This is a genomic window from Nocardia thailandica NBRC 100428 (assembly GCF_000308795.1).
GTDB classification, from domain to species: Bacteria; Actinomycetota; Actinomycetes; order Mycobacteriales; family Mycobacteriaceae; genus Nocardia; species Nocardia thailandica.
On sequence record NZ_BAGK01000127.1, the window covers coordinates 150,072 to 168,148 of the forward strand.

Below are 18,077 nucleotides of genomic sequence, written 5' to 3' on the forward strand. Positions count from 1 at the left end.
TTCGCCCCCATGCAGGATTCGCGCGCTCTCCGGTGGGGCCGGTTCGTCCACCGCCACCGCTACATCGTCCTCGGTCTGTTCGTCCTGACCGTCCTGATCTCCGGCTTCTACGGCCGCGACCTGGCCGGTCGCTACACCCAGGAGGGCTGGTTCGACGAGAGCAGCGAGTCGGTCGCCGCCTCGAAGCTGGCCGACGACATCTTCGGCCGTGACACCGACGGCGACCTGATCCTGATCTACACCGCCCCCGAGGGCGCGACCGTGGACGACGCGGCCGTGCGCGGCCCGGTCACCACGGCGCTGGCGCAGCTGCGCGAACGCTACGGCGAACGCATCCACAAGATCGACAGCTACTGGGACTCCCCGTTCAGCGCCAACGCCTCCGACCCGAGCAAGCGCCACGCCTTCGCCAGCATCGGGCTCGCCGGTGGCGGCGGCACGGCCACGGTCGAGAACTATCTGGCGCTCAAACCGCACCTCGGCGCGGACGGCGACGGGACGGGCCCCGGTGGGACCACCGTCCAGCTGGCCGGCCTGCAACCGGTGGTCGAGGGCATCAACATCGGTATGCAGCACGACATCCACCGCGCCGAACTGATCGCGCTGCCGATCGTGGCGATCCTGCTGTACTTCGTGTTCGGCGGCGTGGTCGGGGCGCTGCTGCCGGTGTTCATCGGCGGCATGACCATCCTCGGCACCTCGGGCATCCTGCGGGTGCTCACCGACCACATCGACGTCAACGTCTTCGCCAGCGCGGTGATGACGCTGGTGAGCCTGGGCCTGGCCATCGACTACGGGCTGTTCACCGTGACCCGGTTCCGCGAGGAACTGGCCGCCGGGCACACCGTGGAGGAGGCCACCGCGCGGACCGTGGCCACCGCGGGCCGGACCGTGCTGTTCTCGGCGGCGATCATCGCGCTGAGCCTGGGCGCGCTGTTCATCTTCCCCAACGGCGTACTGCGCTCGGTGCCCTACGGCGGCATCTCCGCGGTCATGCTGGCCGCGCTGCTGTCGGTGACCGCGCTGCCCGCCGCCCTGAGCATCGTCGGGCGCCGCATCGACTGGCTGGGCTGGAAGCGGTTCTCCCGCACCAAGACCGAGGCCCAGATCGACGCCGGATTCTTCTCCCGCCTCGCGCAGTGGTCGATGCGGCGGCCCTGGGCCGTGGTCGTGCCGATCGTGCTGGCGCTGCTGGCGCTGAGCATCCCGCTGCGCCACATCGAGTTCGGCGGCATCAGCGAGAAATACCTGGCCGCCGACAACCCGGCCCGGGTCGCCCAGGAGGACTTCGACCGCACATTCCCCGGATTCCGCACCGAACCGCTCAAACTCGTCGTCGTCGGCGCCGACGCCGCGCAGCTCGGCGACATCCGCTACCAGGCCAACCAGGTGCCCGGCCTGACCGGGCGCTTCGAACCCGCCGCGCCGACCAAGGACGGGGTGAACGTGCTCAGCGCCGGCCTGGCCGACAAGCGCGAGGCCGACGCCGTCATCGACGCGCTGCGCTCCCTGGACCATCCCCCCGGGGTCGTGGTGATGGTCGCCGGGATCCCGGCCCTGGAACGTGACTCGATCAACGGCCTCATCGACGGGCTGCCGCTGCTGCTGGCGATCCTGGTCGTCGCGGCGCTGCTGCTGATGATGGTGGCGTTCCGGTCGGTGGTGCTCGCGGTGAAGGCCGTGGCCATGAGCGCGCTGAGCCTGGTCTCGACGTTGGGCGTGCTGACCTGGATCTTCGTCGAGGGACACGGCGCCGGGGTCCTGCAGTTCACGCCGGGCCCGCTGATGTTCGCGGTGGTGGCGCTGATCGTCACCGTGATCTTCGGCCTGTCCACCGACTACGAGGTGTTCCTGCTCTCGCGCATCGCCGAGAAACGCGCCGACGGCGCCGACGCCGAGGAGTCCATCCGCTACGGCGTCGCGCACACCGGCAGCGTGATCACCTCCGCGGCCGCCATCCTGATCGTGGTCACCGGCGCGTTCGGCTTCTCGGATCTGGTGCTGATGAAATACATCGCCTACGGCATGATCGTGGCCCTGCTCATCGACGCCACCGTCATCCGGATGGTCCTCACCCCGGCGCTGCTCAAGATCATCTGGAAATAGCGCGGGCGGCGCGGCTCCGCGCCGCCCGGCGGCGGGCGTGCCGCTCAGTGGTCGAAGATGATGCGCACCGAGACCGGGGCGCTCTGCAACGCGCGGAAGGTCGCGGCCGTGACCGCGGCGAAGGCGGGGTGCGCGGCGAAGGTGCGGGCGCGGGCGTCGACGTCGTCCTCGGGCACCCAGCGCGCGGTGCCGGTCCGCCAGCGCTCGCCCTGGCGGATGCGGACACGCGGGTCGGCGCTGATATTGGCGCCCCAGCCGGATCGCCTGCCGTGCTGGGAGATGACCCAGGCCCCGTCGGCGTCGAATGCGGCCGCCACCGGGACCCGGCGCGCGGTGCCGCTGCGGCGGCCGGTGGTCTCGAGTTCGGTGGCCAGGGTGGTGCGGACGCCGAGCCGGTCCAGGACGCGTACCGCCGGGTTGGCGACGTAGCGACCGAGGGCGCGCTCGACGCGGAACTTGCGCGCGGCGCGGGTGTCGCTCATCGCAGGATCAGGCAGGTCGTGGTGGCGTGGGCGACGAGCCTGCCCTGCTCGTCGACGACCTTGCCCTCGGCGGTCGCGGTGCGCCGCCCGGCGTGCACGACGGTGCCGGTGGCGGTCAGCGCCCGGTCGTCGACGCTGACCGCGCGAATGTAGTTGACCTTCAATTCCAGTGTCGTGTAACCGATCCCGGCCTCGAGCGTGGTGTGCACGGCGCAGCCCATGACCGAGTCGAGGATGGTGGCGCAGATGCCGCCGTGGGTGATGCCCAGCGGATTGGCGAAGTCGGGGCGGGTGCGCAGGGCGAAGACGACCTCGCCGGGGTCGAGTCGCTCGACGGTCATGCCGAGCAGGGCGCCGATGTTGGGGCGCTGCTCGCCCGCGGCGGTCAGGGCGCGCAGCAGCTCGAGCCCGCTGAGGGCGGAGGGGTCGAGGGCGGTGTCGGTCACGGTCGGGCCTCTCGGTGGCGGGGTGCCGGGCCGCGGCGACCCGGATAGACCGAACGGTCTATGTCGTCGGACCGTACACCACGATGAACCGATCGGTCTATGATCGGGAGCCGGAGAGGAGCGATGTGACGACCGACGGACCCCGCGAACGCCTGCTGCGCAGCGCGATCGCGCTCATGTGCGAACGCGGCGTCCACGCCACCGGCGTCGCCGACCTGCTCGCCCACAGCCGCACCGCCCGCGGCTCGATCTACCAGCACTTCCCCGGCGGCAAATCCGAACTCATGACCGAGGCCACCGTCAGCGCGGGCCGCTACATGGACGCCCTGATCGACCGGCTGCTCGCCGAGGGCGAGGTCGCCGCCGCGATCGACGGGCTCATCGACCACTGGCAGCGGGTCCTCGCCGACAGCGACTACGTGCGCGGCTGCCCGATCCTGGCCGCCGCCCAGGCAGGCCCCACCGAACCCGCGGTCCAGGCCGCCTCGGCCGCGGTGTTCGCGGGCTGGGTCGAGCGCATCGCGACCGCGCTCGTCGCCGCGGGCGCCGAACCGTCACCGGCCCGCTCCGTCGCGGGCACCACGGTGAGCTGCGTCGAGGGCGCCATCGCGCAGAGCCGCTCCGCGCGCTCGGTGCGGCCCCTGGACGACGTGCGACTCGCGCTGCGCCGCCTCGTCGAGGCGACGCTGCCTACTTCCCGATGAGTCCGAACGGGTTCCCGTCCGCGTCGGCCAGCACCGCGATGCGGGTGCCCGGGCTCACCTCGCGCGGCGCGACCCGCTCGGTCGCCCCGGCGGCCAGCGCCGCCTCCCGCGCGCTGTCGACGTCGTCGACCCCGGCGTAGGCGATCGGCCCGCCGGAGACGTCGCCGTTGGGATCGAGACCGATCTGCACGTCCCCGGCCGCGTATCCCACGTAATAGGGCTCGTCGGTGTGCGGGGGACCGTAGAGGGCGGTGTAGATGGCTTTGGCGGCACCCAGATCCGATACCGGGATGACGACGCTGGCGACACTGTGACTCATCGGCTGTTCCTCTCGAAACGGCGGCACGACCGCGACCGCCGCCGAGACGGGCCGACCGCGCGGCGCGGGCACCGCGATGGGCGAAAGACCGTGACTCTCGCCGAGCAGCCTACCCAGCCGCGACCCGCGCGGACCGGACGCCGCGCGGTTATCGTCGAGGCATGGTGTCACCGGACCAGCTGTTGCCCTTCGCCGGACTGTGCCTGCTGCTGGTGGTGGTGCCCGGCCCAAGCGTCGTGTTCACCATGACCCGCGCGCTCACCCTCGGCCGCCGCGCCGCCCTGCAGACCGTGGCGGGCAACGCGCTCGGCATCTACGCCCAGGTCGTGGCCGTGGCGTTCGGGCTCGGCACGGTGGTCGCCACCTCGGCCACCGTGTTCACCGCCGTGAAACTGCTCGGCGCCCTCTACCTGGTCCACCTCGGCATCGCCGCGATCCGGCACCGCGGCGAGCTCGCGGGCGCCCTCGCCACCGACCGCACCGCGCGCACGCGCGGACCGGTCGCGATGATCCGCGACGGCGTGGTCGTCGGCTTCGCCAACCCGAAGTCGATCGTGTTCCTGGCCGCGCTGCTGCCGCAGTTCGTCACCCTCGACCACGGCTGGGTGCCGGGCCAGATGCTGCTGCTCGGCCTGTGCATCCCGGTGTTCGGCCTGATCTTCGACTCCGCGTGGGCGCTCACCGCGGGCGCGGCGCGCGGCTGGCTGACCCGTTCGCCGCGCAGGCTCGCGGCCGTCGGCGGCGCGGGCGGACTGACCATGATCGGGCTCGGCGCGGGGCTCGCGCTGACCGGGCGCAAGGACTGAGCGGTCAGTCCCGGCCGGGCAGTACCAGCTGGGCGCCGGTGACCGGGTGGTCGAACACGTCGACCGGGTGCCGGTAGACCCGGCTCAGCAGCGCGGGCGTCAGCACCTGGCGGGGCGGTCCGTCGGCGGCGACCCGCCCGGCGTCCAGGACGGTGACCCGGTCGGCATAGGCGGCGGCCACGCCGAGATCGTGCACGACCACCACCACGGCCGCCCCGCCCCGGGCGCGCTGGGCGGCCAGGCGCAGCACCGCCTCCTGGTGTCCGAGATCCAGCGCGGCGGTCGGTTCGTCGAGCAGCAGGGTCGCGGTGTCCTGGGCCAGCACCCGCGCCAGGGCGACCCGGGCGCGCTCGCCGCCCGACAGCGACGGGAACGGACGCCCGGCCAGATGGGTGACGTCGGTGGCGGCCAGCGCGGCGGCGATGAGCTCGTCGTCGCGGTCGGCGGCGGGGGTGCGCAGCCAAGGGGAGCGGCCCATCGCCACGACCTCGCGCGCGGTGAACGGGAACCCGACCGTGTGGGACTGGGGCAGCACCGCGCGGCGGCGCGCCATGTCGCCGGGGGTCCAATGTGTCAGCGCGTGACCCTCGAGCTTGACCGTGCCCGCGCTGATGTCCAGATCGCCTGCCAGCGCCGCGAGCAGGGTCGACTTGCCCGCGCCGTTGGGACCGACCAGCGCCACGATCTCGCCCGCGGCGACCTGGAAGTCGACCCCGTCGAGCACCGTGCGCTCGCCGCGGCGCACCCCGAGCCCGGCGGCGCGCAGCGTGACCGTGCCCGGGGCCGGACGTTCGGGCAGGTCGGGGCGGTGGGCGAAGACGCCGCCGAGGGCGGCCAGCGGATTACGTCTGCGTGTGCGGTCCTCGGTCATCGGGGGTCCTCCTGCCGGGTTCACGCCCAGCCTCCCGCGCGGGCACGGGTGCGCCGCAGCAACCAGAAGAAGAACGGGCCGCCGATGAGCGAGGTCAGCATGCCCAGGGGCAGGTCGGCGTTGTCGACCAGGGTCCGCGCGCACACGTCGGCGCCCAGCAGCACGACCGCGCCCAGGATCGCGCTCAGCGGCACCAGCACCCGGTGTCCGGGACCGACGAGCATGCGCACCAGATGCGGCACGATCAGCCCGACGAACAGGATGATGCCGGTGAAGGCGACCCCGGCCGCGGTGAGCACGGCCACGATGACGATCACCTGCCTGCGCAGCCGTTCGACGTCGAGTCCGAGGTGGCGGGCGGGCGCCTCCCCGAGCGCGAGCAGGTCCAGGCGCGAGGCCACCGCGACCGCGGCCGCCACGCCGACCGCGCCGAGGGCGGCGACCACGGCCACCGAGGACCAGGTGGCGCCGTTGAGGCTGCCCAGCTGCCAGAACACGATCTGGTCGCGCGCGGCCGGGGAGGCGACGAACAGCAGGAAGGCGATCAGCCCGCCGGCGAAGGCGTTGACGGCCACGCCGGTCAGGATAAGGGTCACCACCTCGGTGCGGCCGTTGGACCGCGACAGCAGATAGACCAGCGCGGTGGTGAACAGGCCCGCGGCGAACGCGGCCGCCGCCACCGACCAGCTCGCCACGAACGCGCCGCCGATCACGATGACCGTGCCCGCGCCGACCGCGGCGCCGGCCGAGACGCCGATGACGCCGGGTTCGGCGAGCGGGTTGGCGAACACGCCCTGCAACAACGCACCCGCTGTCGCAAGCGAAGCGCCGACCAGGATCGCCAGCAGCACCCGGGGGAAACGCACCTCCCACAGCGTCACGTCACCGGCGGGATGGGCCGGCAGCGGGCCGAGGTCGAGGCCGACGCGGTGGGTGATGCTGCCGAACACCTCGGCCGCCGAGGTCGGCACCTGACCGAGCACCGCCGAGACCAGGGCCAGCGCGAGGAGCGCGGCGATCGCGGCGGCGAAGACCAGGCTCACGCGGGTGCGCCTGCGCGCCGGGGTGAGTTCCGGCAGCGGGTCCGGTGTGGCGTCGGTGATCGCGGTGACCCCGGTGGTCTTCTCGATCGCGCCGCCGGGTCGCGGCTCGCTCACGCCGTCCCGCCGTAGAGGGCGGTGACCAGGGCGTCGACCACGCGGCCGGTGTTGGGCCCGAAGCTGAGCAGCACCGAGTCCGCCATGTCGATCACGCGCTTGTTGCGGCCGGCCGGGGTCTGGGCGACGCCGGGGATCTTGGCGAGCCCGTCGGCGCCGCCGATGGACTTCAGGCCGTCGGACATGACCAGGAAGGCGGCGGGGGAGGCGGCGATCATGGCCTCGGAGGTGATGCCGGTGAACGGCTCGGTCAGCCCGGCGGCGGTGCCCGCGTCGGTGCCGCCGACCGCGGCGATGAGCGCGTCGGCGCCGGAATCGGGCCCGGCCATCATGGTGATCGCGGTGCTGCGCAGGTAGAGGAAGGCGATCTTGGGCTTGGTGGCCTGGGCGGGGACACGCGCGCTCGCGGCGGCGATCTCGTCGCGGGTGCGCTGGGCCAGTCTCGCGCCCGCCTCGGGCACGCCCAGCGCGGCGGCGACGGTCTCGATCTGCGGGACGACGCCGTCCATGGTCCGCTTGGGGTCGGTGTAGACCACGGTGACCCCGGCCGCGCGCAGCTGGTCGCGCAGGGCGGGGGTGGCGGTGGTGGTGTCGGTCAGGAACACCGTCGGCCGCAGCGCCAGGACCGATTCGACGTTGAGCATGCCGTTGCCCCCGGCCACGTTGGGCACGTTCGCCACGGCCGGGAACGCGGCCGCGGTGCTGCGCCCGACCAGGTTGGGGCCGAGTCCGAGGGCGTACACGGTCTGGGCCAGGGTGCCGTAGCGGTCGACGGCGATGATGCGCGAGGCGTCGGTGACGGTGACCTCGCCGCCGTCGAAGGTCTTGACGGTGACCGGCAGCGCCGGGACGGGCGCGGGGGAGATCGGCACGGGGTCGGCGGAGGCGAGGGTGGCCGTGACGGGGCCGCCGGTACCGGCGGTCGAGGCCGGTTCGCCGGCACTGCACGCGGCGCCGGTGAGCAGCGCCGTCACCACGAGCGCCGTCAGCGCGCCACGGACCCGGAATCGACCATTCTTCATAAAGGTGAGGCTAGCCTTCATTCCGATCGGGCGCTCACGTCGTCCAGGGCCGCGGCGATCGCGCGCGGCACCTCGAGAGTCTCGGCGGCCAGGACGCCGGTGAGCTGACCGATGTCGCGGGCCCCGACGATCATCGACGCCACGCCCGGCCGGTCCCTGATCCAGGCCAGCGCCACCGCCAGCGGCGAGGTGCCCAGCCCGTCGGCGGCCGTGACCAGCGCCTCCACCACCCGGGTCGCCTTCTCCTCGCCGAGGCGGCGCCGGATCTCGGCGGCGGTGGCCTCGTCGGCGCCGCGGGAGTCCGCGGGAACGCCGTCGCGGTACTTGCCGGTCAGCACGCCACCGGCCAGCGGCGCGGAGGCGATGATGCCGACACCGTGATGGGCGGCGGCCGGGATCACGTCACGCTCGGCCCCGCGCGTGAGCAGCGAGTACGGCGTCTGGGCCGCGGTGACCGGCGCGACCGCGGCCAGGCTCGCCAGCTGCCAGGCACTGTGCCCGCGCACGCCGGCGTAGCGGGTCTTGCCCGCGCGCACGGCGTCGGCGAGGGTCTCGGAGAGTTCCTCGACCGGCGTGCGCGCGTCCCAGGCGGCCACGCTCCAGATGTCGAGGTGATCGGTGCCGAGCTCGAGCAGGGTGCGGTCGAGCTGGCGCAGCAGCGTGCGCCGCGAGGTGTCGGGCACCGCGCGCGGTGCGGCGGGCGCGGGCAGCCCCGGGCCGGTCGAGGGCCGCTGGGGCACCAGGCCCGCGCTGCCGCTGAGCACGAGGTCGTCGCGGGAGACCAGGTCGCCGAGCAGTTCGGCCAGGATGCGCTGGGCCGCGCCGTCGCCGTAGGTGGGACAGGTGTCGACCAGCGTGCCGCCCGCCTCGGTGAACGCCGCCAGCTGGACCGCCGCTTCCTCGGCGTCGGTATGGGTACCCCACGTGTGCGTCGCCAGCCCGAACCGCGACACCCGCAGTCCGCTGCGCCCCACCGTCCGCTGTTCCATCAGCACGCCCGCGTCTTCGTCACGGCAGCCAGCGTAATGGTCGCCGCGGCGGGACCGGGCGGCGCGCGCCGGGCCGCAGGAGTAGGGTCGCTGCGGGATCGCGGCGGCGCTGCCGCGAGAACGTTGTCAAAAGCCCGGCGCCAGGCGCTCTTTCGGGCACGAAGCAGCAGGAGGATGTGTTGGGCGAGTCGATGACCTGGATCCAGGCATTGGTACTCGGGCTCGTGCAAGGTCTCACGGAGTTCCTGCCGGTCTCCTCCTCGGCGCATATGCGCATCGTGTCGGAGGTCTTCTTCGGCGACGACGCGGGTGCCTCCTTCACCGCGGTGACCCAGCTCGGGACCGAGGCCGCGGTGCTGGTGTACTTCGCCAAGGACATCTGGCGGATCCTCGTCGCCTGGTTCACCACCCTGGGTATCCGGTTGCGGGAACGTCGCGGGACCGCGGTGCCGCTCACCGATCAGGTCACCACCAAGCTGCCCGTGGGCGGCGGCGGGGTCGGCACCCTGGTGCACACCGACGCCCAGCGCGAACTGGACTACCGCATCGGCTGGTACGTGATCATCGCCACCATCCCGATCGGCGTGCTCGGCTTCCTGTTCAAGGACGAGATCCGCACCGGCGCGCGCAACCTGTGGCTGGTGTCGTTCATGCTGATCGCCTTCGCGCTGGTCATCGCCGCCGGTGAGCACTACGGCAGCAAGACCCGCCCGATCGAGCAGCTGACCACCCGCGACGGCCTGGTGATGGGCTTCGCCCAGTGCCTGGCGCTGATCCCGGGCGTGTCGCGCTCGGGCGCAACCTCGACGGCGGGCCTGTTCCTCGGCCTGCAGCGCGAGGCCGCGGTGCGGTTCTCGTTCCTGCTGGCGATCCCCGCGGTCACCGCGTCGGGCCTGTTCAGCATCCCCGACGCCTTCGAACCGGCCGGGGAGGGTCTCACCGCCAGCGGCGCGCAGCTGCTGGTCGCCACGCTCGTGTCGTTCGTCGTCGGCTACGCCTCGGTGGCCTGGCTGCTCAAGTTCGTCGGCAAGCACTCGCTGAACTGGTTCGTCGGCTACCGGATCGTCCTCGGCCTCGCCGTGATGGGCCTGCTGGCCACCGGCGCCATCTCGGCGACCTGACCGCCGCGGCGCGCCTCGCTACGCTGATCCCATGACCGTGATCCTGCTGCGGCACGGTGTGTCGACGTCCAACACCGCGCGCACCCTGGCCGGGCGCAGCCCCGGTGTCGAGCTCACCGAACGCGGCGCCGAACAGGCCGCCGCCGTCGCCGACCGCCTCGCGGTGCTGCCGATCGAGCACATCGCCTCCTCGCCGCTGCTGCGCTGCCAGCGCACCGTCGCGCCCCTGGCCGACAAGCTGGGCCTCGAGCCCGAGTGCGACGAACGGCTCATCGAGGTCGACTACGGCGACTGGACCGGGCGCCCGCTGGCCGAGCTGCTCACCGAACCGCTGTGGCAGGTGGTGCAGCGCCACGCCTCGGGCGCGGTCTTCCCCGGCGGCGAGGGCCTTGCCCAGGTGCAGCAGCGCGCGGTGGCCGCCGTCCGCGAGATCGACGCCCGCCTGGCGGCCGGGGCCTCCCGTGACGTGCTGTGGGTGGCGTGCGCGCACGGCGACGTCATCAAGTCGCTGCTGGCCGACGCGTTCGGCATGCACCTGGACAATTTCCAGCGCCTCGCGGTGGAGCCCGCCTCGATCAGCGTCGTGCGCTACGGCACGCACGGTCCCACGGTGTGGCGCTACAACGACACGGGCGCGGACCTGTCCGGTCTGGCGGCCGGCCGACCCGAGCGGCCCACTCCCGGCGGGGAGGTCGGACCGGGCGCGATCGCGGATAATGGGAATGCGGCACGCCGCGATTCCCCTTGATGAGAACGAGGGCGGCCGGGATGCCGCCGCGGGTCGTGAAGTTCGCTCAGGGTCATGTAGCAGGAGGTGCACGTGTCACGCGCAATCCATGTATTCCGCACCCCCGATCGGTTCGTCGCCGGGACGGTCGGCGAACCGGGTGACCGCGCGTTCTATCTGCAGGCGGTGCAGGAGCCGAGGGTGATCAGCGTGCTGCTGGAGAAGCAGCAGGTCAAGGTGCTGGCCGACCGGATGGGCCTGCTGCTGGACGAGGTGGCGCGCCGATTCGGCGCCGAGGTGCCCCCGCAGAGCGAGAACGTGGCCGACGTCGCGCCCCTGCAGACCCCCGTCGACGCCGAGTTCCGGGTCGGGACCATGGGTCTGGGCTGGGACGCCGACGCGAACGCGGTGGTGGTCGAGCTGCTGGCCATCACCGAGACCGAGGTCGACGAGTCGGTGGTGCTCGACGACACCGAGGAGGGCCCGGACGCGGTCCGGGTGTTCCTGACCCCGGTGCAGGCGCGCGAGTTCGCGCTGCGCTCGGCGCGGGTGATCGCGGCCGGGCGACCGCCGTGTCCGCTGTGCGGGGAACCGCTGTCCGCGCGCGGGCACATGTGCGTGCGCACCAATGGTTACCGTCGCGGCGAGATCTTCGGCGCGACCGATCTGGAGGAATGAGCCACGGTGGCCGAGGACGCGTCGCTGGTCTCGGGCGAGCTCGAGCTCGTCGGACGGGTCGGGGTGGCATCGAATCTGACCCTGGTCTGTGAGATCGCCCCGCCCGGCCCCGACGGCGCGCCGCTGCGTGTGGTGTACAAGCCGGTGCGCGGGGAGCGCCCGCTGTGGGACTTCCCCGACGGCACGCTGGCCGGACGCGAGGTGGCCTCCTATCTGATCTCGGAGGAACTGGGCTGGGGCGTGATCCCCGAGACCGTGCTGCGCGAGGGACCGCTGGGTCCGGGCATGGTGCAGCGCTGGATCACCTCGGTCGACCATCAGGGGCCGGGGGAGCGGCTCGACCTGGTCGACCTGTGCCCGCCGCAGGCGGTGCCCGACGGCTTCTGCGAGGTGCTGCGCGCCCACGATCCCGAGGGCAACGAGGTCAGCCTGATCCACGCCGACGACCCGCGGCTGCAGCGCATGGCGGTGCTCGACGTGCTGCTCAACAACGCCGACCGCAAGGGCGGGCACGCGCTCGAGGGCACCGACGGGCACGTCTACGGCGTCGACCACGGCATCTGCCTGCACAGCGAGCCCAAACTGCGCACGGTGCTGTGGGGCTGGGCGGGCACGCCGGTGCAGCCGGGCCTGCTGGCCGACATCGCCGGCTTCGCGGCGAAGCTACCGGGGCCGGTCGCCGACGCGCTGGCCGGCCACATCACCGACGCCGAGATCGACGCGCTGCTGGCGCGGACCAAGGCCCTGCTCGACGACCCGGTCATGCCGTTGCCGGTGAGTTCGCGGCCCATCCCCTGGCCCGCTTTCTGAAACACGTTCACCTCAATTGTCCACGGCGACAGGCTACTTCTGCGCCGCGAAGGTCGGTGCTAGTCTGCCGCAGACCCATCCGTCATCACCGCAGTGAGAATCACGAGGTTTCATCTTGTCGACACGTTCGATCGTTGCCGCGTCCCTGCTGGCCGCCGGTGTGTGTGCCACCGTCGCCGGCCCCGCGCAGGCCTTCCCGTTCAGCGGCTGGACCGAGAAGACCTACGTCTGCAAGGCCTTCGACAAGGACTCCGGCGCCCCGCTGCCCGATGTCACCGTGCGCGCCGTCGATCCCGTCGGCGCCTCGGCCTACGCCCTGCCCGAGTTCGGCCCGCAGGTCAACGGCCTCGACGTGAAGTGCTACGAGCAGCCCTGATCGCGGCCTGATCGCACACCACCGCGCCCACCCGGTCCCGCGCGTTCTGCCTGAACGCAACCCTTGACCGCGGTGGGCGCGGTCGTCCGTGCCCAGGTCTTCGGCACCGCCCCCACCTGCGCGCACCGGCGCGAGCCCGGCCCGCGAGCCGATGACGTGTGCCACACCACTACCCTGAAAACCATGCAGTCGTGGTCCGATATCGCCCTTCCGACCGTCCCCGGGACCGGACCGCCGTTGCGGTTGTTCGACACTGCCGACGGGCAGGTGCGCCCGGTGACCCCCGGCGCGACCGCGAAGATGTACGTCTGCGGCATCACCCCCTACGACGCCACCCACCTCGGGCACGCCGCGACCTACCTGACCTTCGACCTGGTCAACCGCCTGTGGCGCGACGCGGGCCACGAGGTGCACTACGTGCAGAACGTCACCGACGTCGACGACCCGCTCTTCGAGCGCGCCGCCCGCGACGGCGTGGACTGGCAGGACCTGGGCACCGGCGAGATCGAGCTGTTCCGCGAGGACATGACCGCGCTGCGGGTGCTGCCCCCGCGCGACTACGTCGGCGCCATCGAGTCGGTCGAGGAGGTCGTCGAGCTGGTGCAGAAGCTGCTCACCTCCGGCGCCGCCTACACCGTCGAGGACGCCGAGTTCCCCGACATCTACTTCCGCGCCGACGCCACCGAGCAGTTCGGTTACGAATCCGGCTACGACCGCGCCACCATGGAGCGCCTCTTCGCCGAGCGCGGCGGCGACCCGGACCGCCCCGGCAAGCAGGACACCATCGACGCGCTGCTGTGGCGCGCCGCGCGCCCGGGCGAACCGTCGTGGCCCGCCCCCTTCGGCGCGGGACGCCCCGGCTGGCACATCGAGTGCGCGGCGATCGCCCTCAACCGCGTCGGCACCGAGTTCGACGTCCAGGGCGGCGGCTCGGACCTGATCTACCCCCACCACGAGTACTCCGCGGCCCACGCCGAGGCCGTCACCGGCAGCCGCCGCTTCGCCCGCCACTACGTCCACGCCGGGCTCATCGGCCTGGACGGGGAGAAGATGTCGAAGTCCAAGGGCAACCTGGTCAAGGTCTCCCAGCTGCGCCGCGACGGCGTCGATCCCGCGGCGATCCGGCTCGGCCTGCTCGCCGGCCACTACCGCAGCGACCGCATGTGGACCGGCGAGGGGCTCGCCGACGCCCAGCAGCGCCTGGCCCGCTGGCGCGAGGCGCTCACCCTGGACGCGGGTCCCGACGCCGAGTCGACCGTGGCCCGGCTGCGTCAGCACCTGGCCGACGACCTGGACACCCCCAAGGCCCTCGACGCCGTGGACAACTGGGTCCATCAGGCCCGCACCTACGGCGGCGCGGACACGACCGCGCCCGCCCTGCTGCGCACCGCGGTCACCGCGCTGCTCGGCATCGACGTCTGAGCCCCGGCGGGCACCGCGGATTCGACGCGGCGCCCGCCGGTGATACCTGTTACGCATTACAGTGACCGGGTGCACACCATCGAACTCGACTCGCCCGAAGGCCCGTTGCACGCGATCCTCGCCCGGCCCGACGGCGCGGGCCCCTGGCCGGGCGTGGTCGTCGTCCACGACGCGCTCGGCATCACCGAGGACCTGCGCCACCAGATCGACCGGCTCACCGCGGCCGGCTATCTGGTGCTGGCGCCGGACCTGTTCAGCCGCGGCCGCGCCCGCTGCCTGCGCGAGCTGTTCCGGGCCGTGGTCTTCACCGGCGAGGGCCCCGGCATCACCGAGATCCTGACCGCGCGCGACCATCTGGCCGCCGACGCCGCCTGCTCGGGGCGGATCGCGGTCCTCGGGTTCTGCCTGGGCGGCGGCTTCGCCCTGCTGACCGCGCCGCGCGGCTTCGACGCGGCCGCGCCGTTCTATCCGAGCCTGTGGCTGGACTACCGCGAGATCCTCACCGGCGCGTGCCCGATCGTGGCCAGCTTCGGCTCCCGCGACCCGAGCCTGCGCGGCCGCGGCGACAAGCTCGCGCGCACCCTCACCGCGCTCGACGTCCCCCACGACGTGCGCACCTATCCCGGCGCCACCCACGGCTTCGCCAACGTCTTCCCCGGCGATCCGGTGCTGCAGCGCATCGGCCTCGGCCACGACGCCGAGGCCACCGAGGACGCCTGGGTCCGCATCTTCACCTTCTTCGACCGGCACCTGGGCACCCCCGCCTCCTGACCCGCCGGGACGGTCCGCCCGCGCTCGGGTCCTATACTTGCCCGCAGTGCGGACACAGTCGCTGCCGATCTGATCGGAGGGCCCGGATGGGCGAGTACCAGCGTGTCGTGGTCGGTACCGACGGGTCCGAGGCCGCCCAGGACGCGGTGACCGTCGCCGGGATGGTCGCGACCCGGCTCCTCGCCCCGCTCACCGTCGTCACCACGTGGAAGGAATCGAGCCTGCGCGCCGGCCACGACGGCGACTGGGCCCTCGAGACCACCCTGCAGGCGGCGGCCCGCCTGGCCGCGGAGAACGTCACCGCCGTCGACCGCCTGGAGCTGCCCGGTGCCGCCGCGCCGATGCTGCTCGACGTCGCGGGCCAGCAGCCCGACACCGTGCTGGTGCTCGGCGCGCGCGCGGGCTGGGCCGCTCCAAGGCCCGCTGGACCGGCTCCACCGCCAACACCGTCTCCCACCACCTCACCTCCGACGCGCTGTTCGTGCACAAGGTGCCCAAACGCTGGACGACCGTCGGCCTGGCCACCGACGGCTCGCCCAGTTCCCTGCGCGCGGTGCGCCGCGGCTACGACCTGGCCATCACCCTCGGCGCGCGGCCGTTCCTGGTGACCGCCGCCAAGACCGAGGCCGACGGCGCCGCCACCCTGCTCACCGTGCAGGGCACCGCCGACGTCGAGGACCCCGAGTACTTCGGCACCGACGTCCTGACCGGGGTGCCGGCCGCCGAGGCGCTGTGCAACGCCGCCTGGAAATACGATCTGCTCGTGATCGGCAACCGGGGGATGAGCGGTCCCGCGCGATTGCTCGGTTCGGTGGCCAACAAGGTCACCCACGACATCGACACCAACCTGCTGCTGGTCGACACCGCCTGATTGCCCCCGGGTTGCCCCGTGCGCAACGATCCGGTCCGACCTGCCCGATTCGGTGCACGGATTCGCTTATCATGACGTCCACGAACGCGGTGGTGACGAACACGACGGAGTGGACGCCGGATGAATGCTGGGATCGAAGCCGCCGGATTCTTCGGGCTCCTCGACTGGGAAGCCATGACGGGACTCAACCGTTTCTGGCTCGACATGATCTCCATCCCGATCTTCAGCGCGATGGCCGGATTGATCACCAACTGGACGGGCGTGATCATGCTGTTCGCGCCCGTGCGTTTCACCGGTTTCTACGTGCCGGGCCTGAAGATGCTGTTCCCGCTGCTGCCGCGCAAGGTGCAGATCCTGCCGACGTTCGCCCCCGGCGGCGTCCTCGGATTCCAGGGTTTCATTCCCGCCCGCGCGGAGAAGATGGCCAGCCTCATGGTCGACAACGCCGTCGCCAAGATCGGCTCGGCCAAGGATTTCTTCGATCAGATGAATCCGCAGCAGATCTCGGCCCAGGTCGCCGCCGCCGCGCTGCCCAACGCCCGCGCCATGGTCGACACGATCATGGAGAAGGAACACCCGCAATTGTGGGCCGACATGCCACCGCGGGCGCGGGAGGCGATCTACAGCCGCGTCGAGGCCGAACTGCCCCGTATCACCGACCGGGCCTTCGAATTCATCGGCGCCAACATCGATCAGCTCCTCGACGTCAAGCTCATGGTCGTCGGCTACCTGCGCAGGCGCCCGGAACTGCTCAAGGACGTCATCTACGGCCTGGGCGCGCCGGAATTGCGGTTCATGGTCCGCAGCGGGGTGATCGGATTCCCGTTCGGCGTGATCGTGGCGCTGTGGCTGTCGCTGCTGCACTACAGCGAGCCGCACGACGGCGAGCCCGCCGTGCTCGACCTGCCCGGCTGGCTCTACACCCTGGTCCACCTGATCCCGGGCTGGGCGGTGGTGCTGGTCGGCGGCGCGGTGGTCGGCATCCTGGTCAACATCATCGCCATCAAGGTCGTGTTCGAACCGGCCTCGCCGCAGCCGCGCTGGAAATACCCGTGGGGTGTGGCGAAATTCGCCAAACGCCAGTATCAGGCCGCCGCCGATCTCGGGCACGCCATCGGCTATCAGATCGTCACCCTCGACGTCGTCGCCGAACAGCTGCTCGACGGCCCCAGCGGCGACAAGACCCGCGCGGTGATCGCGCATTTCCTCAAGGTCGAGATCGACCGGGTGCTCGGCCCGTTGCGTTCGGTGACCCGATTGGCCGTCGGCGCACGCGAATTCGACGCCATCCAGGCCACCGCGGGCGTCTCGATCGCCACGGAGATGAAACCCTGGCTGGTCGAGGACGTCGAATTCTCGCAGTCGACCGCGGCCAGCGTCGACCGCCTGGCGACGGAGAAACTGCGCGAACTACCGCCGGAGGAATTCGTCGAGATGCTCTACACCGCCATCGAACAGGACGCCTGGCTGCTGTACGCGCACGGCGGGGTCCTCGGGCTGGTCGTCGGCGCGGTCCATCTTCTGGTGTTCGGAGTGTGAGCGTGAACGACGACGACAAGCTGCCCGCCCGGCCCGAACCCGAGCCGCACCACGACCTCTCGCCGACCGACCTGATCGGCATCGCCCGCCTGGCCGGCCTCTCGGTCCGCCACATCACCTCCGCGCTGACCCGCGGCGCCCTGCACACCGCCCTCGACCTCGCCGAGGACCTGCGCGCGGGCGAGCCGGTGTCCCAGATCCTCGACGAGCGCGTCGACGCGGTGCGCCGGGCGGCCCTGTCGGCGCTGGGGATCGCGCCCTCGGCGGCCGGGCTGATGCTGCCCGCGGACCTCAGCATCGGCGCCGCGGACCTGAAGTCGCTGGGCGAGGCGATGATCACCGAGGGCTGGGACACCGCCCAGCAGCCCAGGGAACTGCATCCGGCGTTCGTGGCCATCCTGCGCGACCTGACTCCCGACGAGGCGCGGATCCTGCGGTTCCTGGCGGTGGCGGGGGAGCAGCCCGCCATCGACATCCGTACCCGCGCCCCGTTCGGCATCGGCTCGCAGCTGCTGGCCGAGGGCATCAACTTGATCGCGGCCATGGCCGGGTGCGCGCTGCCCGACCGCGATCACCACTACCTGGTGAACCTGGCCCGGCTCGGGTTGATCCGGTTCTCCGACGAACCGGTCGCCGACTTCCGCCGCTACGCCTTCCTCGAGGCGCAACCGGCGGCCCAGGCCGCCTACAAGTCGGTGAAGATGCGCGCGATCAGCGTCTACCACTCGATCAGCCTCACCGCGTTCGGGCGGCAGTTCTGCGACGCCTGTTTCACCTTCGACGACTACACCGGCGGCGGCTGGGCCACCGACGACCGCGGCGATGTCTACCTGGGCAAGGGGCCCCGGTTGCCGTGAGGC

Annotated in this window: 21 protein-coding genes; 14 read left to right on the top strand and 7 right to left on the bottom strand. The window is 72.2% G+C overall.

Going from position 1 to position 18,077, the window contains the following annotated elements:
- Positions 1 to 9 precede the first annotated feature (9 nt).
- Positions 10 to 2,106: an MMPL family transporter gene (locus ON36_RS14115; RefSeq protein WP_043652653.1), complete on the top strand. Its 2,097-nt coding sequence runs from the start codon at positions 10 to 12 to the stop codon at positions 2,104 to 2,106.
- A 44-nt stretch (positions 2,107 to 2,150) separates the two neighbouring features.
- Here ON36_RS14115 and ON36_RS14120 read toward each other — a convergent pair whose 3' ends face one another.
- Entirely contained in the window at positions 2,151 to 2,588 is a 438-nt protein-coding gene (locus ON36_RS14120; protein WP_043652456.1) for a nitroreductase family deazaflavin-dependent oxidoreductase, read from the bottom strand.
- The gene (locus tag ON36_RS14125; RefSeq protein WP_043652459.1) at positions 2,585 to 3,034 is read right to left on the bottom strand and encodes a PaaI family thioesterase; all 450 of its coding nucleotides are present in this window, start codon (positions 3,032 to 3,034) and stop codon (positions 2,585 to 2,587) included. Before ON36_RS14125 ends, ON36_RS14120 begins: the two co-directional genes overlap by 4 nt.
- Positions 3,035 to 3,159: 125 nt before the next feature.
- Between ON36_RS14125 and ON36_RS14130 the strand changes: the two genes are divergently transcribed.
- A complete protein-coding gene (locus tag ON36_RS14130) occupies positions 3,160 to 3,738 on the top strand; it encodes a TetR/AcrR family transcriptional regulator (protein WP_052313971.1) in 579 nt (192 codons plus the stop codon).
- Here the strand turns inward: ON36_RS14130 and ON36_RS14135 are convergent.
- A complete protein-coding gene (locus tag ON36_RS14135; RefSeq protein WP_043652464.1) occupies positions 3,725 to 4,057 on the bottom strand; it encodes a VOC family protein in 333 nt (110 codons plus the stop codon). The two genes, ON36_RS14130 and ON36_RS14135, sit on opposite strands and share 14 nt — an antisense overlap.
- Before the next feature lie 161 nt (positions 4,058 to 4,218).
- On the opposite strand from ON36_RS14135, the gene ON36_RS14140 reads away from it, so the two are divergent.
- Complete coding sequence (locus ON36_RS14140) at positions 4,219 to 4,863, top strand: LysE family translocator (protein WP_043652466.1); 645 nt, start codon at positions 4,219 to 4,221, stop codon at positions 4,861 to 4,863.
- A gap of 4 nt (positions 4,864 to 4,867) precedes the next feature.
- Here ON36_RS14140 and ON36_RS14145 read toward each other — a convergent pair whose 3' ends face one another.
- The 4 genes from ON36_RS14145 to ON36_RS14160 form a co-directional block, all read right to left on the bottom strand.
- Positions 4,868 to 5,734, bottom strand: coding sequence for a heme ABC transporter ATP-binding protein (locus tag ON36_RS14145; RefSeq protein WP_043652469.1), 867 nt, complete (start codon positions 5,732 to 5,734; stop codon positions 4,868 to 4,870).
- 20 nt (positions 5,735 to 5,754) lie between these two features.
- Positions 5,755 to 6,777, bottom strand: a complete 1,023-nt coding sequence (locus tag ON36_RS14150) for a FecCD family ABC transporter permease (protein WP_052313980.1) — start codon at positions 6,775 to 6,777, stop codon at positions 5,755 to 5,757.
- A gap of 110 nt (positions 6,778 to 6,887) precedes the next feature.
- Positions 6,888 to 7,913: a heme/hemin ABC transporter substrate-binding protein gene (locus ON36_RS14155; RefSeq protein ID WP_043652472.1), complete on the bottom strand. Its 1,026-nt coding sequence runs from the start codon at positions 7,911 to 7,913 to the stop codon at positions 6,888 to 6,890.
- 17 nt (positions 7,914 to 7,930) lie between these two features.
- Positions 7,931 to 8,902, bottom strand: coding sequence for an aldo/keto reductase (locus ON36_RS14160; RefSeq protein ID WP_043652475.1), 972 nt, complete (start codon positions 8,900 to 8,902; stop codon positions 7,931 to 7,933).
- A 191-nt stretch (positions 8,903 to 9,093) separates the two neighbouring features.
- Here ON36_RS14160 and ON36_RS14165 point away from each other — a divergent pair, with 191 nt between their 5' ends.
- The 11 genes from ON36_RS14165 (at position 9,094) to ON36_RS32725 (ending at position 18,074) form a co-directional block, all read left to right on the top strand.
- Positions 9,094 to 10,023, top strand: a complete 930-nt coding sequence (locus ON36_RS14165; RefSeq protein WP_043652658.1) for an undecaprenyl-diphosphate phosphatase — start codon at positions 9,094 to 9,096, stop codon at positions 10,021 to 10,023.
- Positions 10,024 to 10,054: 31 nt separating this feature from the next.
- Positions 10,055 to 10,771: a histidine phosphatase family protein gene (locus ON36_RS14170; protein ID WP_043652478.1), complete on the top strand. Its 717-nt coding sequence runs from the start codon at positions 10,055 to 10,057 to the stop codon at positions 10,769 to 10,771.
- A gap of 72 nt (positions 10,772 to 10,843) precedes the next feature.
- Positions 10,844 to 11,428, top strand: a complete 585-nt coding sequence (locus tag ON36_RS14175) for a DUF3090 domain-containing protein (RefSeq protein WP_043652662.1) — start codon at positions 10,844 to 10,846, stop codon at positions 11,426 to 11,428.
- 6 nt (positions 11,429 to 11,434) lie between these two features.
- Positions 11,435 to 12,238, top strand: coding sequence for an SCO1664 family protein (locus ON36_RS14180; protein WP_043652480.1), 804 nt, complete (start codon positions 11,435 to 11,437; stop codon positions 12,236 to 12,238).
- Between the two features lie 115 nt (positions 12,239 to 12,353).
- Complete coding sequence (locus ON36_RS14185; protein ID WP_157224870.1) at positions 12,354 to 12,614, top strand: hypothetical protein; 261 nt, start codon at positions 12,354 to 12,356, stop codon at positions 12,612 to 12,614.
- Between the two features lie 183 nt (positions 12,615 to 12,797).
- Positions 12,798 to 14,036 (top strand): cysteine--1-D-myo-inosityl 2-amino-2-deoxy-alpha-D-glucopyranoside ligase, encoded by a 1,239-nt coding sequence (mshC, locus tag ON36_RS14190; RefSeq protein WP_043652667.1) that lies wholly within the window; start codon positions 12,798 to 12,800, stop codon positions 14,034 to 14,036.
- 69 nt (positions 14,037 to 14,105) lie between these two features.
- Positions 14,106 to 14,807: a dienelactone hydrolase family protein gene (locus ON36_RS14195; protein WP_043652487.1), complete on the top strand. Its 702-nt coding sequence runs from the start codon at positions 14,106 to 14,108 to the stop codon at positions 14,805 to 14,807.
- 86 nt (positions 14,808 to 14,893) lie between these two features.
- Complete coding sequence (locus ON36_RS36920; RefSeq protein WP_157224871.1) at positions 14,894 to 15,415, top strand: universal stress protein; 522 nt, start codon at positions 14,894 to 14,896, stop codon at positions 15,413 to 15,415.
- The gene (locus ON36_RS34715; protein ID WP_157224872.1) at positions 15,298 to 15,678 is read left to right on the top strand and encodes a universal stress protein; all 381 of its coding nucleotides are present in this window, start codon (positions 15,298 to 15,300) and stop codon (positions 15,676 to 15,678) included. The genes ON36_RS36920 and ON36_RS34715 overlap by 118 nt, the downstream gene beginning before the upstream one ends.
- Before the next feature lie 120 nt (positions 15,679 to 15,798).
- Positions 15,799 to 17,217, top strand: coding sequence for a DUF445 domain-containing protein (locus ON36_RS14205; RefSeq protein ID WP_043652493.1), 1,419 nt, complete (start codon positions 15,799 to 15,801; stop codon positions 17,215 to 17,217).
- 2 nt (positions 17,218 to 17,219) lie between these two features.
- On the top strand, positions 17,220 to 18,074 hold the full coding sequence (locus ON36_RS32725; protein WP_052313972.1) for a DUF4393 domain-containing protein: 855 nt from the start codon (positions 17,220 to 17,222) through the stop codon (positions 18,072 to 18,074).
- Positions 18,075 to 18,077: the final 3 nt, after the last annotated feature.